The 20,970-nt window shown below is 50.2% G+C and carries 17 protein-coding genes; 3 read left to right on the top strand and 14 right to left on the bottom strand.

The window, feature by feature from the left end; translation table 11 throughout:
- Nucleotide 1: 1 nt before the first annotated feature.
- From JG50_RS0103160 to JG50_RS0103110, 11 genes are all read right to left on the bottom strand, one after another.
- Complete coding sequence (locus JG50_RS0103160; protein WP_033099661.1) at nucleotides 2-766, bottom strand: DUF3388 domain-containing protein; 765 nt, start codon at nucleotides 764-766, stop codon at nucleotides 2-4.
- 158 nt (nucleotides 767-924) lie between these two features.
- Nucleotides 925-1,179, bottom strand: coding sequence for a DUF3243 domain-containing protein (locus JG50_RS0103155; RefSeq protein WP_033099660.1), 255 nt, complete (start codon nucleotides 1,177-1,179; stop codon nucleotides 925-927).
- A gap of 86 nt (nucleotides 1,180-1,265) precedes the next feature.
- Nucleotides 1,266-2,015 (bottom strand): elongation factor P 5-aminopentanone reductase, encoded by a 750-nt coding sequence (ymfI, locus tag JG50_RS0103150; RefSeq protein WP_033099659.1) that lies wholly within the window; start codon nucleotides 2,013-2,015, stop codon nucleotides 1,266-1,268.
- A 107-nt stretch (nucleotides 2,016-2,122) separates the two neighbouring features.
- Nucleotides 2,123-3,415: an EF-P 5-aminopentanol modification-associated protein YfmH gene (gene yfmH, locus JG50_RS0103145; RefSeq protein WP_033099658.1), complete on the bottom strand. Its 1,293-nt coding sequence runs from the start codon at nucleotides 3,413-3,415 to the stop codon at nucleotides 2,123-2,125.
- A complete protein-coding gene (gene yfmF, locus JG50_RS0103140; RefSeq protein ID WP_033099657.1) occupies nucleotides 3,402-4,706 on the bottom strand; it encodes an EF-P 5-aminopentanol modification-associated protein YfmF in 1,305 nt (434 codons plus the stop codon). Before yfmF ends, yfmH begins: the two co-directional genes overlap by 14 nt.
- 149 nt (nucleotides 4,707-4,855) lie before the next feature.
- Nucleotides 4,856-6,253 (bottom strand): peptide MFS transporter, encoded by a 1,398-nt coding sequence (locus JG50_RS0103135; RefSeq protein ID WP_033099656.1) that lies wholly within the window; start codon nucleotides 6,251-6,253, stop codon nucleotides 4,856-4,858.
- A 509-nt stretch (nucleotides 6,254-6,762) separates the two neighbouring features.
- Nucleotides 6,763-7,698, bottom strand: coding sequence for an ABC transporter permease (locus JG50_RS0103130; protein WP_033099655.1), 936 nt, complete (start codon nucleotides 7,696-7,698; stop codon nucleotides 6,763-6,765).
- Nucleotides 7,691-8,740, bottom strand: coding sequence for an ABC transporter permease (locus JG50_RS0103125; protein ID WP_033099726.1), 1,050 nt, complete (start codon nucleotides 8,738-8,740; stop codon nucleotides 7,691-7,693). Before JG50_RS0103125 ends, JG50_RS0103130 begins: the two co-directional genes overlap by 8 nt.
- A gap of 23 nt (nucleotides 8,741-8,763) precedes the next feature.
- Nucleotides 8,764-10,266: an ABC transporter ATP-binding protein gene (locus JG50_RS0103120; protein ID WP_033099725.1), complete on the bottom strand. Its 1,503-nt coding sequence runs from the start codon at nucleotides 10,264-10,266 to the stop codon at nucleotides 8,764-8,766.
- A 170-nt stretch (nucleotides 10,267-10,436) separates the two neighbouring features.
- Complete coding sequence (locus JG50_RS0103115) at nucleotides 10,437-11,453, bottom strand: BMP family lipoprotein (RefSeq protein WP_033099654.1); 1,017 nt, start codon at nucleotides 11,451-11,453, stop codon at nucleotides 10,437-10,439.
- 190 nt (nucleotides 11,454-11,643) lie between these two features.
- Entirely contained in the window at nucleotides 11,644-13,980 is a 2,337-nt protein-coding gene (locus tag JG50_RS0103110) for an FtsK/SpoIIIE family DNA translocase (protein ID WP_033099653.1), read from the bottom strand.
- A gap of 383 nt (nucleotides 13,981-14,363) precedes the next feature.
- Here JG50_RS0103110 and JG50_RS0103105 point away from each other — a divergent pair, with 383 nt between their 5' ends.
- The 3 genes from JG50_RS0103105 to JG50_RS0103095 are packed head-to-tail and all read left to right on the top strand — an operon-like array spanning nucleotide 14,364 to nucleotide 17,237.
- Nucleotides 14,364-15,110 carry a (Fe-S)-binding protein gene (locus JG50_RS0103105; protein ID WP_033099652.1) on the top strand — a complete coding sequence of 249 codons (747 nt, stop codon included), beginning with the start codon at nucleotides 14,364-14,366 and terminating at the stop codon, nucleotides 15,108-15,110.
- Nucleotides 15,100-16,527 carry a LutB/LldF family L-lactate oxidation iron-sulfur protein gene (locus JG50_RS0103100; protein WP_033099651.1) on the top strand — a complete coding sequence of 476 codons (1,428 nt, stop codon included), beginning with the start codon at nucleotides 15,100-15,102 and terminating at the stop codon, nucleotides 16,525-16,527. The genes JG50_RS0103105 and JG50_RS0103100 overlap by 11 nt, the downstream gene beginning before the upstream one ends.
- Nucleotides 16,524-17,237, top strand: a complete 714-nt coding sequence (locus JG50_RS0103095) for a LutC/YkgG family protein (protein WP_033099650.1) — start codon at nucleotides 16,524-16,526, stop codon at nucleotides 17,235-17,237. Before JG50_RS0103100 ends, JG50_RS0103095 begins: the two co-directional genes overlap by 4 nt.
- A gap of 155 nt (nucleotides 17,238-17,392) precedes the next feature.
- On the opposite strand, the gene JG50_RS0103090 is transcribed toward JG50_RS0103095, so the two are convergent.
- The 3 genes from JG50_RS0103090 to JG50_RS0103075 form a co-directional block, all read right to left on the bottom strand.
- On the bottom strand, nucleotides 17,393-18,868 hold the full coding sequence (locus JG50_RS0103090) for an NAD-dependent malic enzyme (RefSeq protein WP_081943680.1): 1,476 nt from the start codon (nucleotides 18,866-18,868) through the stop codon (nucleotides 17,393-17,395).
- 223 nt (nucleotides 18,869-19,091) lie between these two features.
- On the bottom strand, nucleotides 19,092-19,295 hold the full coding sequence (locus tag JG50_RS0103080; protein ID WP_033099648.1) for a hypothetical protein: 204 nt from the start codon (nucleotides 19,293-19,295) through the stop codon (nucleotides 19,092-19,094).
- A gap of 59 nt (nucleotides 19,296-19,354) precedes the next feature.
- Nucleotides 19,355-20,785 (bottom strand): FAD-binding oxidoreductase, encoded by a 1,431-nt coding sequence (locus JG50_RS0103075; protein WP_033099723.1) that lies wholly within the window; start codon nucleotides 20,783-20,785, stop codon nucleotides 19,355-19,357.
- Nucleotides 20,786-20,970 lie beyond the last annotated feature (185 nt).

Genomic DNA, 20,970 nt, shown 5'->3' with positions numbered 1-20,970 from the left:
CTCAAAACTCGTTAAAGCCGGTTTCCAGCATATCGTATGTGATTTCCTCATCAGGAAAATTCCTGAGCTCGATAATATAATCGAAATCATCCATTGTATATTCTGTCTCTTTCACAAACACATCAGGATGTTCGATCACTTTGGTCGCCGGCATGCGCAGGATTTCCCGCACCAGCATGTCGTGCCGCTCAGTCGCCCGCAACGTGGAAACAATCCCGTCGATAATGTAAACATGCTGCTCCGATAACTCATCCTGTGCCAATTGGCTGCGAATCGTCTGTTTTAACAACGTGGATGAAACAAACGTCCAGCGTTTATTCGCACAAACACTGGCGGCCACGACCGATTCCGTTTTTCCGACGCGAGGCATTCCCCGGACACCGATCAACTGATGTCCTTCTTTTTTGAATAATTCAGCCATAAAATCGACCAATAACCCCAATTCTTCTCTTGTAAAGCGGTATGTACGCTTGTCTTCCAGACAGCGATCGAGGTAACGTCCATGTCGTACCGCCATCCGGTCCATTAATTTCGGTGGTCTCAGAGCAGTGATGGTGATATTGTCAACGCGTTTCAATATTTGAGCCAGTGCATCAATTTTTTGATGATCTTCCGTCTTCAGCAGCATTCCGCGACGGTTATTTTCAACACCATTAATTGTCAATATATTAATGGAAAGTATCCCCAGTAATGAGGCGATATCACCAAGTAAACCCGGACGATTTTTGTGAATTTCATACTCCAGATACCACTCGTGGTTTTTCACATAACCACACCCTTTACCCGATATATAGGGGTTTATTATGTTTTTTAGTATAGCACATCAGCAAAGTCGGGAGAAAGATGCAAATCAAATAAAACAATTTAAGAACAAATTAAAACACCCAAAAATATCGGGTGTTTTAATTCGCGAACTACATACCGTTATTTTTTTCCATCGTCAACTAATTTCACCATCAAACCTGCCATCACGCGCTGTTCATTTTCGTCCGCGACGCTCCAGAGGTCTTTTAACAAGCGTTCCTGGTCATTTTGCGGATCAATATCCTTGGCCAGGTAATCACCGAGCTGATAGGCCAGGTCAGAGATGGTGTTGGCATTCATGCCCATTCCTTTCGCTTGGTCCACGCGCTCGGCAAGAAAGTTTTTCCACTCCTGAAAATTATCCAACACAGACATTTTGCATTTCCTCCTTAGATGCTGTTCAACGTTCCTAGGAGGTAATATGAGTTTATTTCCCTTATTTTATGTATTGGAAGTTCATTTCAGGTATACCAGCCACCGTTGACCGCCAGAACTTGACCTGTGACGTAGGCCGCCTCCGGCAAACAAACATAACGGATCAAGGAGGCCACCTCTTCCGGCAGCCCCAGCCTCCCAGCCGGTATCTCTTCCGCAAGGCTGCTTCGTTCTTCCCTGGTCAGCTGCCTCTCCAACATCGCGGTCTGTATTGCTCCCGGGGCGATTGCATTTACTGTAATTCCGGAAGGGGCCAACTCTTTCGCCAGCGCTTTGGCCATGCTGATCTGTGCCCCTTTTGCCGCCGAATAAAGCACTTCACACGCCCCACCTGTTTGCCCCCAAATGGAAGAAACCAGCACAATCCGCCCTTTTTGCTGTTGAATCATGGCCGGGAGAACGGCTTGAACCAAGGAAAATGCGCCGCGTACATGTGTATCCATCACCTGGTCGTAATCCTTTTCCGTCATGTCTTGAATCAACCCCGCCACGCTGTTTCCCGCAGCATGGATTAAAATCGTCGGATTGCCAAAATGATGGGTGATTTCCCGGTAAGCCGCAGATACGGACTCCCTGTTTCTCACATCGACCGGCACAGCCAGCGCCCGCACTCCGAACCGGCGACAAATCTGCTCTGTCTGCCTGGCGACCGTTTCCGCTGAATGATACCCAATTATCACATCTGCTCCGGCTGCGGCCAATTCGACTGCCGCCGCTTTTCCGATTCCGCCGCTCCCCCCTGTGATCCAGGCGATTTCACCATGCAATGGTTTCACTCGATCTCCCTCCAACAAAAATGCGCCCAATCGGACGCATTTTTCAGTCAATGTTTATGTCGGGGCTCTCATCCCCGCATGTACGATCAATTGCATCTTTTCAGCCATCATGAATGAGGGCGCACAATCGAAACAGCAAAACGATTCCAATCAATATGCTGTTGCATGCGCCGGTTTATATCGTCTACGCTGAGACTTTCCAGCACGGGTATGATTTTGAACAAATCCGCATCGTTAAAGCGATAGTTGGTAAACTGATTGGCAATCCACTCCGGCGAGTTGAGGAAACGCAAATTGGCCCCGATCTTTTTTTTGCGAATCCGTTCAAAGGTTTCGGGAGATATCCCCTGTTCCGCCCGTTTCGGCAGTTCATCGCGAATTCTTTGCAACAGCTGATCCGGATCAAAAGTATCCCCGCCGATCATGGAAAATCCGTAACCGCGATCCAGCGAATAATCACAGCCAAAGCTGTCATCGATCAAGCCGTCATCATACAGGGACTGGTAAAGCTCGGAAGAGGAGCCGATGAGCGCCTCCAGGACGATCTGGGTGGCCAGCTCCTGTTTCATCAGGGCTTCCCCCGTCAGGTTGACAGCATCTTTCCCTTCCTTAAAGCCAAACAAACATTTGGATATCCCTACACTCAGTTCCACTTCCTTCACTTTTTCCGCCACCTGATCAGGTTCATCCGGGAAAAAGCGGTGAATCTCCTTGATCTCATCAAACGTTTTGGCCGACTGATTTTCGCGGATCAGTTCTATCGTCGCCTCAGGGTCGACCGGCCCAACCAGGAACAGAAGCATATTGCTCGGATGATAAAATGTTTGGTAACAGGTGTAAAGCAACTCTTTTGTAATTTTGGAAATCGACTCGATGGTGCCGGCGATATCAATTTTAACCGGATGTTGTTGATACATCGCTTCAATCAAGCCAAAATAGGAGCGCCAGTCGGGATTGTCGTCATACATTCGGATTTCCTGGCCGATAATCCCTTTTTCCTTTTCCACATTTTGATCCGTAAAGTAGGGACTTTGCACAAAATCGAGCAGGGTCGTCAAGTTCTTTTGCACCTGGTCCGTGCAGGAAAACAGGTATGCCGTACGGGTAAAACTCGTAAACGCATTGGCTGAAGCTCCCTGGCGGGAAAACTCCTGAAACACATCTTCCCCTGAAGGCTGCTCAAACATCTTGTGTTCCAAGAAGTGAGCGATTCCGTCCGGGACAGACATCTTTTCTTGCCCCTGAACCTGAAAGGTGTTGTCAATCGAGCCGTATCGGGTGGTAAAGGTCGCATAGGTCTTGTTAAAGCCGGGCTTTGGCAACAGATATACCTGCAGCCCGTTGGGCAGTTTTTCGTAATACAAGGTTTCTTCAATCTGCCGGTGCTCAATTTTTTGCATTCGCGTTTCCCTCCTGGTCGCGCAAGAAGTAAATGGTTTCAAGCTGAATTTTTTCGGCAACCCGCGTAATATCCTCTTTGCGCACCTGCTCAAGATCATGAAGCAACGCTTCCAGCGTTCTTTCCCTTCCGCTCAATACCGACTGATTAAAATGGAAATGAATCAGTTCAAACGAACGATCCTGCTGTTCTTTCAGCTGATTGGAAAGCGTCGCCTTGGTCTGATCCAATTCCTTGTCACTGATATCTCCCTGCTGCATGGCCGCCAACTGTTTCTTGATGATATCCACCGCTTTTTCAAAGTTGGAAATTTCGATCCCCGACTGGATGATGAGCAACCCTTTGTGGCTTTCCAGCCTGGATGAACAGTAATAAGCGAGACTTGCTTTTTCGCGCACGTTCAAAAACAATTTCGAGTGGGGAAACCCGCCGAAAATGCCGTTGTACATCATCAAAGCGGGATAATCATCATCCTGGATGGTCACGTTGGTTCGGCATCCCAGATTGAGTTTTCCCTGCTTCACATTGAGGCGGTCAATGACTGTTTTTTCCTTGCGCGCTGCGGAGTGAACCGCTGAAGGCACAGCAAGCGTTTTCCGCCTCTGCCGAAGTGAATCGCCAATATTTCTCTCCAAACGTTTTACCACATCGTCCGCAGAGACATTGCCGACGCAATAAATATCGATTGGGCAGGTTTGAATCACTTCCTGGTAATATGTATAGAGATTCTGCGCGTCAATCTGCGGCAAATCCTCGATCCGGCCATGGTTGAACAGCGCGTATGGCTCACCTTTGCACATCTCTTCCACCATGCGCTGGGAGGCATATCGGATCTTGTCATCTTGAAGGCTTTCAATTTTCTGTTTCAAATTTTTCTTTTCCGCCTCCACATAGGAAGCTTTAAAGCCTCCCTGTTCCAAGTGCGGTGAAAACAAGGCTTCACTAAAAAGATTAATTCCTTCATCCAACAGGGATTTTTTCTCGCTGAGATACCGTTCGTTGGCAATTTCCATCCCGATCTGGATGAGATGGCGCTCCCCCCGTTTGAACACATCACCAAACAGTGTCGCACCGTAAAAAGAATCCAGTTTTCTCCTCAATTCGATCGTCGTGGGGTAAGAAGCTGTTCCCCGCTGAAGCACACTCGGCAAAAGTGCTGTTTTCGTCACATATTCCGGCTTTAATTCCTGAGCGATAAACGCCAGCAACGCCGTCGTCTTAAATTTTTCGCTCGAGCAGACGTGAACGCGCACGTCGCCGATTGAAACGGTTTCAAATTGGATTGTCGACACGTTGACACCTCTCCTTTTTAAATGGGCCGATGTATAAACATTATAGTCTAATTAGCCGCGGTTGGAAACGATAACCACTTATAGTATGACCGAAAAGCAGAAAAAAACCTCTACCCATTTTTTTTGGATAGAGGCCAAAAATGTTTTCGTCAGGCCATCAGTTTGGCAATTTTTTTCGAAAGCGCCAAAAGGATAATCCCGAAGATAATCGAGAGGGCACCGATCGCACCGAATATCTGGAAGTAACCCATCGTCTCGGTGAAGGCAGCCAACTGTCCGGCAAGAATGTCCGCAATACCGGTGCTGGCCAGCCATACTCCCATCAACAGGGATGCGTATTTGATCGGTGCAATTTCACTCACCATCGACAAGCCGATCGGCGACAGGAACAATTCCCCGACCGTGTGGAAGAAGTAAGTGAAAATGATAAAGAGAATATTGGCTTTCACGGTGACATGATGCGCATCACCGCCGGTTTGCATCACTGCTGTCAACAACACCATATATCCGATTCCGAGCAGGATCATTCCCAATCCCATTTTGACCGGGGTTGGCCAGTCACCTTTTTCCCGCTTGGACAAGGCAGACCACAGCTTGGCAATCAGAGGGGCAAGGATGATGATAAAAGCGGGATTAATCGACTGGAACATTTCCGTCGGAACTTCCCAGCCGAAAACATTCCGGTTCACAAAAGTCTGGGTATAGAAAGTTAACGATGTACCCGCTTGCTCAAATCCGGCCCAGAAGAAAACAACGAAGCAAGTTAAAATAATAATCGCTAGGGTTCGCCGTTTTTCCTGTTTCGTCAGCGGCGTTTTTTTATCCACCGCCGGCATCTGCTTGGACGGCGCCATTTTGCCAACCGGTTTTTTTCCAATCTCACCGAGGAAACGGTTGGACAGCGCATTAAACAGCACTTGCCCGATAATCATCCCGATGGAAGAAGCCAGGAACCCATAACGATAGCCGTGTTGAATGACTCCATTCACATTCGTGCTGAAGTAGTCGCCGACCAGCCCGACGACCAGCGGAGCCAGAAAGGCACCGAGGTTGATCCCCATATAAAAGATCGTAAACGCAGCATCTCTCCGTTTATCATCTTTTTCATAGAGCTCGCCGACCAAAGTTGACACGTTCGGCTTGAAAAATCCGTTACCGAACACCAAAAGGGCAAGCCCCAAATACAATCCCCACCGACTGTGTTCGGCAAATAAAATGAAGTTTCCCAGCGCCATGGTGACCCCGCCGAGAGTAATCGCCCACCGCCGTCCGAGAAAGCGGTCGGTCAGATAACCACCGGCCAACGGTGTAAAGTAACAAGCACCGGTATAAAAACCGAAAATCAGAGAAGCCGTCCCCTGATCATAACCCAGGCCTCCGCTCAGGTAAGAGGCGGCCAGATAAAGGGCGAGAATCCCCCTCATGCCATAGTAACTGAACCGCTCCCACATCTCTGTGAAAAAGAGCAGATAAAGGCCGCGCGGGTGTTTCTTTTTCGGCTCTGGTACAGGCACGTTACTTTTTTCTATTTTTACTGCAGCTTCCATGACAGACCTCCTTAGAGCATGTCGTCGGAACATCCATTGGAAAGATACGAATTTCCGTTATCCGAAAAAAAGTTTTACTAAGTAAATGCTTTATAAAGTAAAACAATTGTATAAAAAAATATCCGTGATGTTTTCCCCGATTACAATATGATTTAAATTTAAAGAAAATAACCACGAAAAAAATGATTACCAGAGCAGAGACGGCGCCGAATTTTCTGGCTTTTACACCATTTTTATAAAATTGCCGTAGGAATATTTTAGTATAAACCAAAAGATAAATCAAAGGAAAAAATTAGAAAAAGAGAGAGTAAGCCTGTATTTATCACAATCCAAATGATCGTAGCACTTCTTGAATCCAAGAGAATAAAAGAAATCATTGTTAAAATTTCAATATAGATATGTAAATCGAGATAATAGTATCAATTGTGTAAAATAAACAAAATTTTATAAGAAAGATTGAATTACGCAAAAAAGACCCCAGCTGGTTGCTGAGGTCTCTTCACGACCGTTTATCGGGCCCCTTTTTCATATGGCTTTCCGTTTGCCGCGGGCGGTTCTGCCTTGCCGACAAATCCGGCCAAGGCCAAGATGGTCAGGATATACGGAAGCATGCTCAGCACTTCACTCGGCACGTAATTCGTCAAATGATACAGCTGACCGGTAAGTGCCAAAGCCACAGCCAATCCGAAGAACAGACCGGCCCACAAAACGCCGAAAGGACGCCATTTGCCAAAAATCAGTGCAGCCAGGGCGATAAATCCTTGTCCGGCCACCGTCACCTGCGTAAACTGGCTGCCAATGGCAATCGAAAGGCCCGCACCGCCGATTGCTGCCAGCGCACCGCTGATCATGACAGCGATATAGCGCATCACAATCACGTTGATTCCGGCCGTTTCCGCCGCGTGCGGATGTTCCCCGACCGCTCTTAACCGCATGCCAAATGACGTCTGGTAAAAGAGAAAATAAGTGATAATGACCAAGGCGATCGCGATATAGGTCGTCGGAAGCGCCTGAAAAATCGAAGGACCCAATACCGGGATCTTATTCAGGAGGGGAATCGAAATCACACTCAGCTTATCCGGGACAACCGGCGTTTGCGAAGAGCCGTTATACATATGCTTGGTTAGATAGACAGCCAGTCCAAGCGCCAAAAAGTTAATCGCAACCCCACTGACCACCTGATCCGCTTTAAACGTAATCGAAGCAATCGCATGCGGCAAAGCTAACAAAATGCCGGCAACAATCGCGCACAAGAGTCCGATCCAGGCGTTGCCGAAGAAGATCGTCGTTACCGCTCCGGTAAAAGCGCCGATCGTCATCAGGCCTTCCAGCCCGATGTTCACCACCCCGGAACGCTCCGAGTACAATCCGCCAAGTCCGGCCAAAATCAGTGGTGTTGAGTAAAGCACGGTCATCGATAAAATGTTTGTCAGGGTTTCAAGCATTGGTTTTCACCCCTTTTTTGCGCCGGGAATGAAAGATCTTTTCCACAATGTTGGCGGCCACAAACAAAATGATCGCCGCAAATACAACGCGAATGACCTCAAACGGCACTCCTGCTTCAAACTGCATGTTTCCGCCGCCATATTCCAGAACCCCGAAAAGGATGGAGGCCAAAATCACTCCGACAGGTGTATTGGCTCCCAGCAAAGCGACGGCGATCCCGTCAAAGCCAATGCCGGTGAAATCGTTCATAATCGGCAAATAACCATTCGTACCGAGCGCTTCGACCGCTCCGGCCAAACCGGCAAATGCCCCGCTGATCATCATTGACAAAATGACGCTTTTCTTCACATTCATCCCGGCATATTCAGCCGCGAGCGGATTGAAACCGACAGCCCTCAGTTCGTAACCCAGCCGGGTGCGCCAAACGAGGACATACATGACGAAAGCAGCGGCCAAGGCGATCAGAATGCCCAAATGAACGCGCGCTCCTCCAAACAGATCGGATAACCACTGAACCCTCAGTGAAGCGGAATCGGGAATTTTCTCCGTGGAATCAGCTCCGGGGGCCAGCAAATGAAAAACAACGGCATTGGAAAGATAAAGGGCGATATAGTTCATCATAATCGTGATAATTACCTCATGAACCCCGCGCACTGCTTTTAAGAGGCCGGGAAGATAAGCCCAGATCGCTCCGGCCAGCCCGCCGGCGATCACGGCTGCAACGGCATGCAAACCGGAAGGGAGCGGTAATTTTAAACCGACGATGATAGCGGCCATCTGTCCGACGATAAACTGCCCTTCAACCCCGATATTAAAGAGACCGGTGCGAAAGGCAATGGCTACGGCCAAACCCGTCAATAACAAAGGGGTGACGGTCCGGATCGTCTCTCCCAGATCATAAGGCTGAAACAAAGCACTGACAAAGAGGGCATTATAGGCTTCGAGCGGGTTATACCCGGCCGCGACCATCATAATGGCCCCAATCAACATTCCCAGCACAATCGAAATGAGGGAAGCCAGAAATGTTGACATCTTGTTCATCCGCGAGAACAGTTGCTGCACAGCTATTTCACCTCCTGTTTTTTGCCGCCCGCCATCAGGAGACCCAATTCTTCTTCCGTCGTCGTTTCCGGATCAACCCAGCCGACGATTTTCCCTTCGTAGATCACGGCAACGCGGTCACTCAGTTTCAGGACTTCATCCAGTTCCAGGGAGACCAGCAGAACCGCTTTGCCTTTATCCCGTTGTTCGACAAGACGGCGATGGATCGACTCAATCGCACCAACATCCAGGCCTCGGGTTGGCTGTGCAGCAATCAGAAAGTCGGGATCGCGGTCCACTTCCCGCGCGATGATCGCCTTTTGCTGGTTACCGCCCGACAGTCCCCGAATCGGAACGTGTTCATTTGGGGTGCGCACATCAAACTCTTTGATCAAGCGCTTGGCATATTGATCAATCTCGCCATTTTGAATAATTCCCCTCTTGGTAAACGGGGCTTGATAATATGATTGCAAAACCATGTTTTCACTGACGGTAAAATCGAGCACAAGCCCGCGTTTATGCCGGTCTTCCGGAATATGGCCGACACCAGCTTCGATCACCTTTCGCGGTTTGAACCGGGTCATGTCTTTTCCATTGATGTGAATGGAACCGGACTCGATGTCGCGCAATCCGGTAATCGCCTCGATCAATTCCGTCTGTCCGTTTCCGTCAACACCGGCGAGTCCGACGATTTCACCGGCTCTCACTTCCAGATCAAGGCCATTTACCGCACGGACACCGCGATGATCCAGAGCGACCAGTTGTGAGATCTTGACAATCGGTTCACCGGGTTGCTTTTTCTCTTTTTCCACGGTGAAGGAAACCTCGCGTCCGACCATCAAGGCGGCCAATTCATTTTCATTCGTTTCGGCCACATCGACCGTTTGAATCACTTTTCCGCGGCGAATCACCGTCACCCGGTCACAGGTGCTCATGATCTCCTTCAGTTTATGGGTGATAAAAATGATCGTCTTGCCTTCGTCGACCAGCCGTCGCATAATCTCCGTCAACTCTTCAATCTCCTGCGGCGTCAAGACTGCCGTCGGCTCGTCGAAAATGAGGATATCTGCTCCGCGGTACAACGTTTTCAAAATTTCCACACGCTGTTGCATCCCGACGGATATATCGGCAATTTTCGCCCGCGGATCCACTTTGAGGCCGTACTGATCCGATAAGCGCTGAATCTCTTTCTCCGCTTTTTTGATATTTAACAGGCCGAACTTGCTTCGCTCATCACCCAAAATGATGTTTTCCGTTACGGTAAACGGCTCAACTAACATAAAGTGTTGGTGAACCATCCCGATTCCGAGTTTGTTGGCCACAGTGGGTCCCGTAATTTTGACCGGCTTCTCGTTAATGCGGATTTCTCCTTCGTCCGGTTGGTACAGGCCGAACAAAATGTTCATCAGCGTCGACTTTCCTGCACCATTTTCCCCCAATAACGCATGAATTTCGCCTTTTCTGACCGTCAGATTGATCTGATCATTGGCGATAATTCCGGGAAAACGCTTCGTAATCCCAACCATTTCCACTACATTCACCCTGATTCCCCCTTCTCGGCGGCATATTTTTCCATTTGTCATTAAATTAAAAAGCGAAAAAAGCTTGAGGATTTAAGTATACAAGGTATTAGGGCATATTTCAAAGGGATTTCTATTTAAAAAGGCCAGCATGGACGCTGACCCGATTTCCAATATTATGGTTTAAAGTTGGCAAGTTCTGCTTCGGTACTCGGAACTTTGAGTTGACCGCTAATAATTTTTTGTTTGTACTCTTCCACTTTCTTCTCAACATCGGGACTCACATGTTTATCAGCCATGGAGATTCCGTTTTCTTTCAGACCCATCACCACATGTTGACCCGGTTTCAGTTTTCCGTCTTTCAATTCCTTGGTCACATTGTAAACAGCCACATCGACGCGTTTGACCATCGAAGTCAGGGTATGGTCGGGAGCGAGGTTGGATTGGTCACGGTCTACACCGATCGCCCAGTACTTCCCTTTCTCGCGGGTTTTCACTTCATCAAACAAGCCTTTGCCTGTACCGCCCGCAGCATGGAAAATAATATCTGCTCCGTTGTTATACATGCTTTGGGCCAGGGAACGTCCTTTTACCGCGTCAGCAAAACTCTCGGCATAAGCGACCGAAACGGTAGCTTTCGGATTTACTGCTTTTACCCCGGCTATATAGCCCACTTCAAATTTTTTGATAAGCGGAGATGTCACCCCGCCGATAAATCCAACTTTGTTTGTTTTCGTTGTTAAACCGGCAATCACACCGACCAGGAATGAGCCTTCCTCTTCCTTAAAGGTAACGGCAGTCACATTTTTCGGGATTTTTCCTCCGAGATCACTGTCGACAATGCCAAATTTCGCATCAGGGAACTGATTGGCAATATCAGGAATCGCCTTGTCGAATTTGTAACCGATCGCCCAGGTGATATTGCGTCCCTCACGTGCAAACTTCGTCAAGTTCGGTATATAATCATCATCGCTTTTTGATTCAAGGGCTTTAATGTCGACACCGTAATCTTTTTTCGCTTTCTCCAGCCCTTCCCAGGCGGATTGGTTGAACGACTCGTCATTCAGCCCGCCGGTATCCGTCACCAACCCGGCTGCAAAACCGCCTTTTTTGGTAGTCGCCGACGAACATCCGACTACTGTGAACACCAATGCCGCACAAAGGAAAAGTGCAAGCCAGGATCTTTTTGCCATGCAGTGGCCCTCCTCCAAAAAAATTAGAATATGAGTTCTTTCCGATTGCAGAATAATCGGAAGGCAGCCGGAAATAAACATATTCCGAAACCGAATTTTATGTATTTCGGAGAACTATGTTTATATAAATTGAATCCATTTTTTCCGGCTGTTTTTTATTGCTCATAGTAATTTATATCATGCTTGTTCACTATTTGGCTACATTTTTCTTTTCTTGATATTGCTCCAGTGTTATTAATACTTCCCTGGGCTTGCTGCCTTCATACGGCCCGACGATTCCATTGCTTTCCATCATGTCGATCAAGCGCGCCGCCCTTGTATAACCAACCCGCAATCTCCGTTGCAAAAGCGAAACGGACGCCGTCTTCGCTTCCAAAACGAGCTGAACCGCCTGCGGAAACAGTTCATCATCCACCCCGTCCATCCCCTGATCCGGGGCCGTGGGAATCAACTCTTCCTGATAACGCGGTTCCTGCTGTTTGCTCACAAAGCGGACAACCGCTTCCACTTCATCATCGGAGAGAAATGCCCCTTGTACGCGGATCGGTTTGGAAGCACCGATCGGCAAATAAAGCATATCACCCCGTCCCAGCAATTTTTCCGCTCCCCCCATGTCCAAGATGGTGCGGGAGTCGGCCTGTGAAGAAACGGCAAAGGCAATTCGCGAAGGAATATTCGCCTTGATCACCCCTGTGATTACATCGACAGAGGGCCGCTGCGTGGCGATGATTAAATGAATCCCTGCCGCCCTGGCCATTTGGGCAAGCCGGCAAATCGCGTCTTCCACGTCGGAAGGAGCCACCATCATCAAATCGGCCAGCTCGTCCACAATGACGACGATGAAGGGAAGAGGCTCCAGGTTCTTCTCTTTGTTTTCGGCCGCCATCTGGTTATAGCGCTCAATATCTCTCGCCCCGTGCTTGGCAAACATTTCATACCGTTTTTCCATCTCGGTCACCACTTTTTTCAGGGCGATCGCCGCCTTGCGCGGATCCGTGACAACAGGGACCAGCAGATGGGGAATTCCGTTATATACATTCAATTCCACCATCTTGGGATCGATCATCATCAATTTCACTTCGTCCGGCCGGGCTTTGTACAGCAAACTGGTGATGATTCCGTTGATGCAGACGCTTTTTCCCGAGCCGGTCGCTCCCGCTACCAGCAAATGCGGCATGCGCGCGAGGTTGTCAACAATTGGTTTGCCGTAAATATCCCGCCCCAGCGCAATGCTCAATTTGGAGGGATGATCGCGATATTCAGGGCTTTCCAAAATATCCCTCAGTCCGACCAGAGAAACCTCCTGGTTCGGCACCTCGATGCCAACAGCCGGTTTTCCCGGTATGGGCGCCTCAATGCGGATATCTTTCGCGGCCAGGGCCAAAGCGATATCATCTGCGAGATTGACAATCCTGCTCACTTTCACCCCGATCTCCGGCTGAATTTCATACCGCGTCACAGTCGGGCCCCGATGAATCCCGGTCACCTTGGCCTTGACTCCGAAGCTTTCCAGCGTCTCCTTCAGTGTGCGCGCATTCTCCCTATGGTCGTCTTGGTCCACCAGACTGCGCTTTTTCGTTTCCCGGAGCAAGGTCGTCGGCGGCATAAGATAATGCGCCATTTCATCTTTCGAATGAAAGCGCACTTCCATCGTTTCTTCTTCCTCGGCATCCTGCTTCTCCACCTGCTCAGTCTTCGGTTTCGTTTTCAACTTTAGCGCTTCCGGAATCATTTTTTCCAGTTCCAGCTCCATTTGCGTTGCTTGCTGCGCCTTTTCTTTTTCATTTCCCCCGTAGATGGCGTCTTCAAAGTCATAAATCACCGGTTCGATCGGATCGCGGCTGACAGAGGCTGCCGCCTTCGTTTCCCCGGATCTTTTTCTCCTGATCCGCTTCGGTGGTTGCTTCTGTTTGTAGTATTGGCGCAACCAATCGATGATCAGCTGTCTGCCCCGTTTTTTCCAGGCACGGAATAATTGTTTCACGATCCCGAAGAATTTCACATAAGAAAAATCGGCCACGAGCAAAATTCCGCACAGCACCAATGCGCCCAGTACAATCAATGTCCCCATATCATCAAATAAAAAGTGCAATAAGGCATAAGCGAAAGCACCGGTCATTCCGCCCCCGACATCAAGAGGAAGGCGGGAAGTCCGTTCCTCCAAAAGCAAATTCCATGTCGTGTCCACAATTCCGCTGTTCGTATGGATCGTTTGAAAAGTCCAATAGTGATTTAACGTCAGAAATGAAACGAGAATCATCGTCAACCCGCTCATGCGCGGAGTCCATTTCCGTGGCCATTTGCGGTTGGCCATGACATAAACGGCCAGCCAGACTCCCAGAAGCGGAATCACAAAATTCCATGTACCGAAGACAAACCGGGCCAAGTAAGTCAAGTTCCGCCCGATTGCCCCGTAGCTGGCCATGGTAATAAAAGAGGCAGCGAGAATCACAATCCCGTAAATCTCAAACAAAATCTCATTTTTGAGCGATTTCTCCGCATTTGCTTTTTTCTTTTTTCGTGCCATATGTATCACCTTTCACAAAACCGTCACTCTTCATTATAACATGGAAAAGCTTGCCTGCAGAATGGTCCGTCCTAAATTTTGGGAATAGAGTGAAAGAAGAGATATTTTTATTGCCTGACCGAAGAGGTACGTTTTGCCAATCTCAGCAGGGGATCGGGCCTGTTGAGACCCTTCGGAACACAGGCAGGTTGGATAGCATATTCACGAGCCGATTTGCAACAAGCTTTCAAAAAGGATCATTCCCCTCCAAGCGTAGTTGAGGCGGCCGGGTCTTTTATACGGAAATAATTAGATATGATATAATAATCTAAAAAAAATTAATTGTTACAGAGAGGAGGCAGGCGCCGTCACTGGCCTTTCGCAAGTGGTCCAAGGCGTAAAAAATGAGGGTTTCCTTATTCGTAACCTGTTTGACTGATGTATTTTTCCCGGAAGTGGGTAAAGCCGTTGTCGAGATACTGGAAAGGCTTGGATGCGAGGTGGATTTTCCCGAAACGCAGACATGCTGCGGCCAGCCTGCCTATAACAGCGGGTACCACCTGGAAACCAAAGAGGTGGCCGAGCATATGATCGAAACGTTCGAACCGGCTGAATATATCGTAACACCATCCGGTTCATGCGCAGCGATGTTCCATGAATATGAACAGTTATTCAGCGGTCAGCCGGATTTACAAGCACGTGCCCGGGCCCTGGCGAACAGAACCTATGAATTCACCCAATTTTTGACTGAGATCTTGCAGGTTGACGACCTCGGGGCGGAACTCCACGCAACAGCCACTTATCACCCTTCCTGCCACATGAACCGTCTTTTGGGGGTAACGGAAGCTCCGTACCGCCTGCTGGAAAATGTCAAAGGGCTGAAGTTGATTCCACTTCCTCATGCGCATGATTGCTGCGGGTTCGGCGGCACCTTCTCTGTCAAAATGAATGCGATTTCATCCCGGATGGTCGATGAAAAAGCACAGCATATCGAGGAAACAAGAGCCGGGCTCCTGATCGGAGCCGATTGCAGCTGCCTGATGAATATCGGCGGCCGTTTGAGCCGCTTGGGAAAACCGGTCAAAGTGATGCATATCGCCCAAGTGTTAAACCATCTCCGGCAGAGAGGGGATGAAAAAGATGCCGATTAAAATCGGACAAGATCCCTTTTTTAAACGCGTCGAAAGCGGAATCAACGACCGGCAGATGCAGAAAGCCGTCAGTTCCGCACAGGAACGATTTCAGAAACGCCGGCGGGAGGCAACAGAAGAGCTTGGAAACTGGGAAGAGTGGAGAAAATGGGGTGAAGCGATACGCGCTCATACCATGCGCTATCTGGACTACTATTTGGAGCAACTCTCCGAAAATGTAAGCAAAGCCGGCGGGCACGTTTTTTTCGCCCGGACTGCCGCGGAAGCGAATGAATACATCATCCGGGTCATTAAAAGCAAACAAGCAACCCGTGTTGTGAAATCCAAGTCGATGATGACTGAGGAAATCAGTTTAAACAAAGCCTTGGAAGAAGCAGGCTGCGAGGTATTGGAAACGGATTTGGCCGAATTTATCTTGCAAGCCGATGATCATGACCCTCCTTCCCATATTGTCGTCCCTTCTTTGCACAAGGACAGGGAAAAAATTCGTGAAATATTTGCGCGCCTGGGGTATCAGGGTTCTGCCGTCCCCGAAGAAATGACGCGTTTTGCCCGCAACTATCTGCGCAAGAAGTTCCTGTCCGCCGAAATCGGCATTACCGGTTGCAATTTTGCCGTAGCCGAATCCGGTTCGGTCGTTTTGGTGACAAATGAAGGAAATGCCCGCCTCTGCACAACCCTTCCCAAGACGCAAATCACCGTAATGGGGATGGAGCGGCTGGTTCCCACTTGGGAAGAACTGGATGTATTGGTCACATTATTGTGCCGTAGCGCTGTCGGCCAAAAATTGACCACTTACGTAACCGGGCTGACCGGTCCCCGGCGGGAAGGCGAGGGAGACGGGCCGGAAGAATTCCATTTGGTCATTCTCGATAATGGCCGTTCAAATATATTGGGCACGGAATTTCAAAGCATCCTTCACTGTATCCGCTGTGCTGCCTGCATCAATGTCTGCCCCGTCTACCGCCATATCGGCGGGCACGCATACGGATCGATTTACCCCGGGCCGGTCGGGGCAGTCTTGACTCCGCTGCTGGCTGGTTATGACGAGTATAAGGAGCTTCCTTACGCTTCCAGTTTGTGCGCGGCATGCACCGAAGTTTGCCCTGTCCGGATTCCCCTCCATGAATTATTGATCGAGCACCGCCGGAAAATCGCGGAGGACGAGAAAAAAGCTCCGCCGGGTGAACGGCTGGCCATGAAAGGATTTCGCCTGGCCGCCACTTCGCCAAAACTTTATCGGCTTGCGTCCAAAGCCGCGTCCATAATGGCAAAACCGTTAACGGAAGAAGCAAAGCTGAAAACGGGCTTCGGTCCGCTTAAACCCTGGCTGGAAACACGTGACTTCCCGGCACCGGAACAGGAAACTTTTCGGGAGTGGTTCCAAAAACGGCGGAAAAAGGGGGAAAATTCATGACCATTTTAAACCGGGACGCTTTTTTAAATAAGTTGGCCGAAAGGCTGGGGCGCCCGCGCATGCGGGAGGAGATACAAAAACCGGAGTGGGATCAGGCCAGACTCGTTCCGCCGGAAGATAGAAAGGGGTGTGAAGAGTGGGTTGAGCGCCTGGAAAAACAAGCACAACTCAATCGCACCACCTTTTTCCGCATACCGGCTGACTTCCTGCCCGAAGCAGTTTGGAAGATGATCAAAAAGGCCGGGGCGAAAACGGTTATTACCTGGGATGATGTGCGTTGGAACGAGTACGGACTCGATCCGGCATTGAATGCCAAGTTGGAGGAGCATAGGATCAGGCTTCAGCAATGGTGTGACGAACAAGCAGCGGAAAGCATTTCGCTGGCTGAACAGGCGATGATCGGCATCACCTTCAGTGACTTGGCTCTGGCCGAATCTGCAACCGTGATGTTACTCAACGGACGGGGAAAAGGAAGATCCGTCAGCCTGTTGCCGCACAAGTACATCGCCATCATTCCGAGAAGCACCATCGTGCCACGGCTCACCCATGCAACCCGTGAAATCCGTCGCCGCATAGAGAAAGGGGAATTGCTTCCTTCCTGCATTAACTTTATTTCCGGACCGAGCAACAGCGCAGATATTGAAATGAATCTGGTGGTGGGCGTTCACGGACCGGTGGAGGTCACTTATATCGTCGTGGATGACCGCTAAGCGTTATCCCTGCGGTGAGAAGGGACGAGTGCTTATCTGAGCGCAAAAAAAGCCCACTCTTTTGATCGAGCGGGCTTTCCGGCAAATCCAATCACATGGCAGGAGTGATCGCCAGTGGGGAAAGGAACCTCTTCCACTCAGGCTTTGTCATTCTGTCACATCGAAAAACTGAAGGCATTTTCCTTGGCAGCAATCCCTTTGGCCATTTCTTTTTGCGTGCTGCGCCGGTCGCGCCTGGCCACTCCCGACTGATAGGCGGCTTCGATCACCGCTTCTCTCACCTTTTCCACTACACGGCTGTTAAATACACTGGGAATGATATACTGCTCACTCAGCTCCTCATCGGAAACGACGGAAGCGATGGCCTGAGCGGCAGCCAATTTCATCTCTTCGGTGATTTTGGACGCGCGGCAATCGAGGGCGCCTCGAAAAATCCCGGGAAAACACAGCACATTATTAATTTGGTTCGGATAATCGGACCGGCCTGTCGCCATCACCCGAACATAAGGTTCCGCTTGATCCGGCGCAATTTCCGGAACCGGATTGGCCATGGCAAATACAATCGGATCGGGAGCCATGCTTTGAATATCTTCCACTTTCAAGACACCGGGACCCGAAACCCCGATAAAAATATCCGCTCCTTTTATCACTTCGGACAGAGAGCCTTCAAGCCTGCGGGGATTGGTATGGGCTGCATACCAATTCCAGAAAGAATTCTCATACCTGCGGGTTGCGACAATCGCCCCTTCCCGATCGACACCGATCACATCCCGCACACCGGCGGCCAACAGCATCTTGGTGCAGGCAATTCCGGCTGCACCGATGCCGCAAACGACCACCTTGCAATCGGCCAGATCTTTGCCGACCAATTTGACCGCGTTAATCAGCCCGGCCAGGGCCACGACCGCCGTTCCGTGCTGATCATCATGAAACACGGGAATATCCAGTTCCTGCGAAAGCCGTTGTTCAATCTCAAAGCATTTCGGAGAGGCGATGTCCTCCAGATTAATCCCGCCGAACGTCGGGGCCAGCGCCTTGACAATTCGGATGATCTCCTCCGTATCCTGCGTCGCCAGGCAAATTGGAAAAGCGTCCACTCCGGCCAGCTGTTTAAACAGCATCGCCTTCCCTTCCATCACCGGCATGGCCGCTTCCGGTCCGATGTTTCCCAACCCGAGCACTGCTGAACCGTCTGAGACAACCGCCACTGTATTTCGTTTGATCGTGAGTGAATGGGCCCGCGAGGATTTTTCCTGAATCGCCTTGCAGACCCTCGCCACTTCCGGAGTATAGACGCGGGACAGATCATCGCGGTTTTTGATCGGCATTTTGGGCACCGTTTCGATTTTTCCTCCCAAGTGCATTAAAAAGGTGCGGTCCGAAACGTTGATGACGTGAACACCGGAAATTTCTTTCACGATCGACACCAGCCGGTCGCCCAATCCGTAGTCGGTAATATTGACGGTAATATCGCGAATGGTGAATGTTTTTCCTTCCTGAATCACGTCGATGGCAATGATATCCCCGCCTACTTCACTGATGATTGAGGCGATTTTCCCGAACGAAACCAATTCTTTTTCCAGTTTTAACCGCAAGATGATACTTGTCTTTGCCCCCATTGAAATGCTCATTCAGATCGCCTCTTTTCTGATGATATATAGTCCGGAAAGGAAATAGCCCAATTAACCTCCGGTATAAGCCCCTGATTGGTTTGCCCGCCGGATCGCTCCTGTCCTCTGACCGCATTCTCCCATGCGGATGAATCGGCAGCTTCAAAACAGCCTAAAAACCGATGCCCCGCGTTCAGGGCATGTTTCACCATTTTGCGGTTGCCGGACCCGGTTCTGTACACCTTCAGGGACGGGAACGATTTTCCAGCCCCGCCTCGACGGAAGCGGTTTCATCAGAAATCCGGAAATGTTCCGGCATCAATCGCTTGCTGCCGTTCAATCCGCTTTTATTCCATGGCATCCCGGGACAAAAAATTCGCGTGCCAATCCCGAAAGGGAATGCAAGGGCTTCATTCGTTGTGGTTATTTCGACTCCCTTTATTTTCATTTCTTATCCATCCCCACCGGAACTCCTTTTCTCTTTTTTTAACACTTCGTGAACTTCAATCAAGAGCGGCCTCCACTTCTGTCATCCGTTCCTGCCGGCCGCCTTTTCATCTCGGCACAGCGGGCCGGCGTCGGAAATATTTTGCCGGGATTGCATAAATTTTCAGGATTAAATACCTCGCGAATTGCCAATTGCACAGCCAGCTCCTTCTCGGAGAAGAGATAGCGCATCTCTTCCCGCTTTTCCAGACCGACACCGTGCTCCCCGGTGATGCTGCCACCCACCTCGGTGCAAACCTTCAAAATCGCCGATCCCGCCCGGACGGCTCTCTCTTCTTCACCGGGGATTCGCGCGTCAAACATGATGAGCGGATGCAAGTTACCGTCTCCGGCGTGAAAAACATTGGCAATGCGCACTCCATGTTCGCGGCTGATCTCTTCAATCCGGGACAGCACTTCCGGAAGCCGGCTGCGGGGGATGACTCCGTCCTGGACCAGATTATTCGGGGAAATGGTTCCGACGGCGCCAAAAGCAGTCTTGCGGTTATTCCACCAGCTCTTTCTTTCTTCCTCGGAAGAAGCCGGGCGCACTTCCCGCACCCCGTGTTTCCGGCACACGTCCACAATGCGCTCAATCTGTTCGTCCAAACCCTCGGCAATTCCGTCCACCTCGACCAATAAAACAGCCCCGAGATCGCGTGGATACCCTATCGGAAACGTCCCTTTTTCCACGGCTTCTATCGCCAGGTTGTCCATCATCTCCAAAGCCGCCGGGTAAATCCCCGCAGCGATGATGCCGGTAACCGCTTCGCTCGCCTGTTTCACCTCATCGAACATGGCGAGCACGGTTCGCACCCCTTCCGGCTTTTTTTCAAGCCGTACCGTGATCTCCGTCACAATGCCCATCGTCCCTTCCGATCCGACAACCAATCCGGTTAAATCATACCCGGGTTCGTCGGGAAGACCGCCGAGTTGAACCACTTGACCGTCGGGCAACACCATGGTCAAACCGAGAACGTGGTTGGTGGTGACGCCGTATTTGAGACAGTGGGCCCCTCCGGCATTTTCACCCACATTTCCCCCGATGGTACAAACCTGCTGACTCGAGGGGTCCGGGGCGTAATAGTAGCCGTGACCGGCAACGGACTCTGTCAGGTGCAGATTGATATACCCTGGTTGCACCACTGCCCGCCGGTTCGGGAGATCGATTTGCAACAGGCGGTTCATTCTGGCCAGACTGATGATGACCTCGCCACCCGTCGGAGTGGCCCCTCCGCTCAAACCGGTTCCCGCTCCGCGCGGAATAAAGGGAATTCCCCTCTGAGCCAGAAAGCGGACGACCTCTGCTGTCTCTTCCGTGCTCCCGGGAAAGACAACGGCTCTGGGCAACGCCTTTTTCAGGGTGTAGGCATCACACTCATAGGCGAGTAAATCTTCCTGACGGAAAAGGACGGCATCCTTTCCGACACAGCGCTGCAGGGCGGCAATCAGTTCCTGATGTTCACCGCCATCCTGTCTGCCGGCCGGCTCCTGCTCATCCCCTTCCCCGCAGCGATAAGCCTCGTCCAGCAATTCAACCGTATGCACGACCCGTTCCCGTCCGCGGCGCTGATGAACGCCCATCGATATTTGCAGCATGCAACCGGGATTTCCCATGGCAATCCAGTCCACGTCCG

The sequence above is a fragment of the Thermoactinomyces daqus genome, from assembly GCF_000763315.1.
Classification (GTDB): Bacteria; Bacillota; Bacilli; order Thermoactinomycetales; family Thermoactinomycetaceae; genus Thermoactinomyces_A; species Thermoactinomyces_A daqus.
Note: the sequence above shows the minus strand (reverse complement) of the source record. Positions and strands in the feature narration are given on the sequence as shown.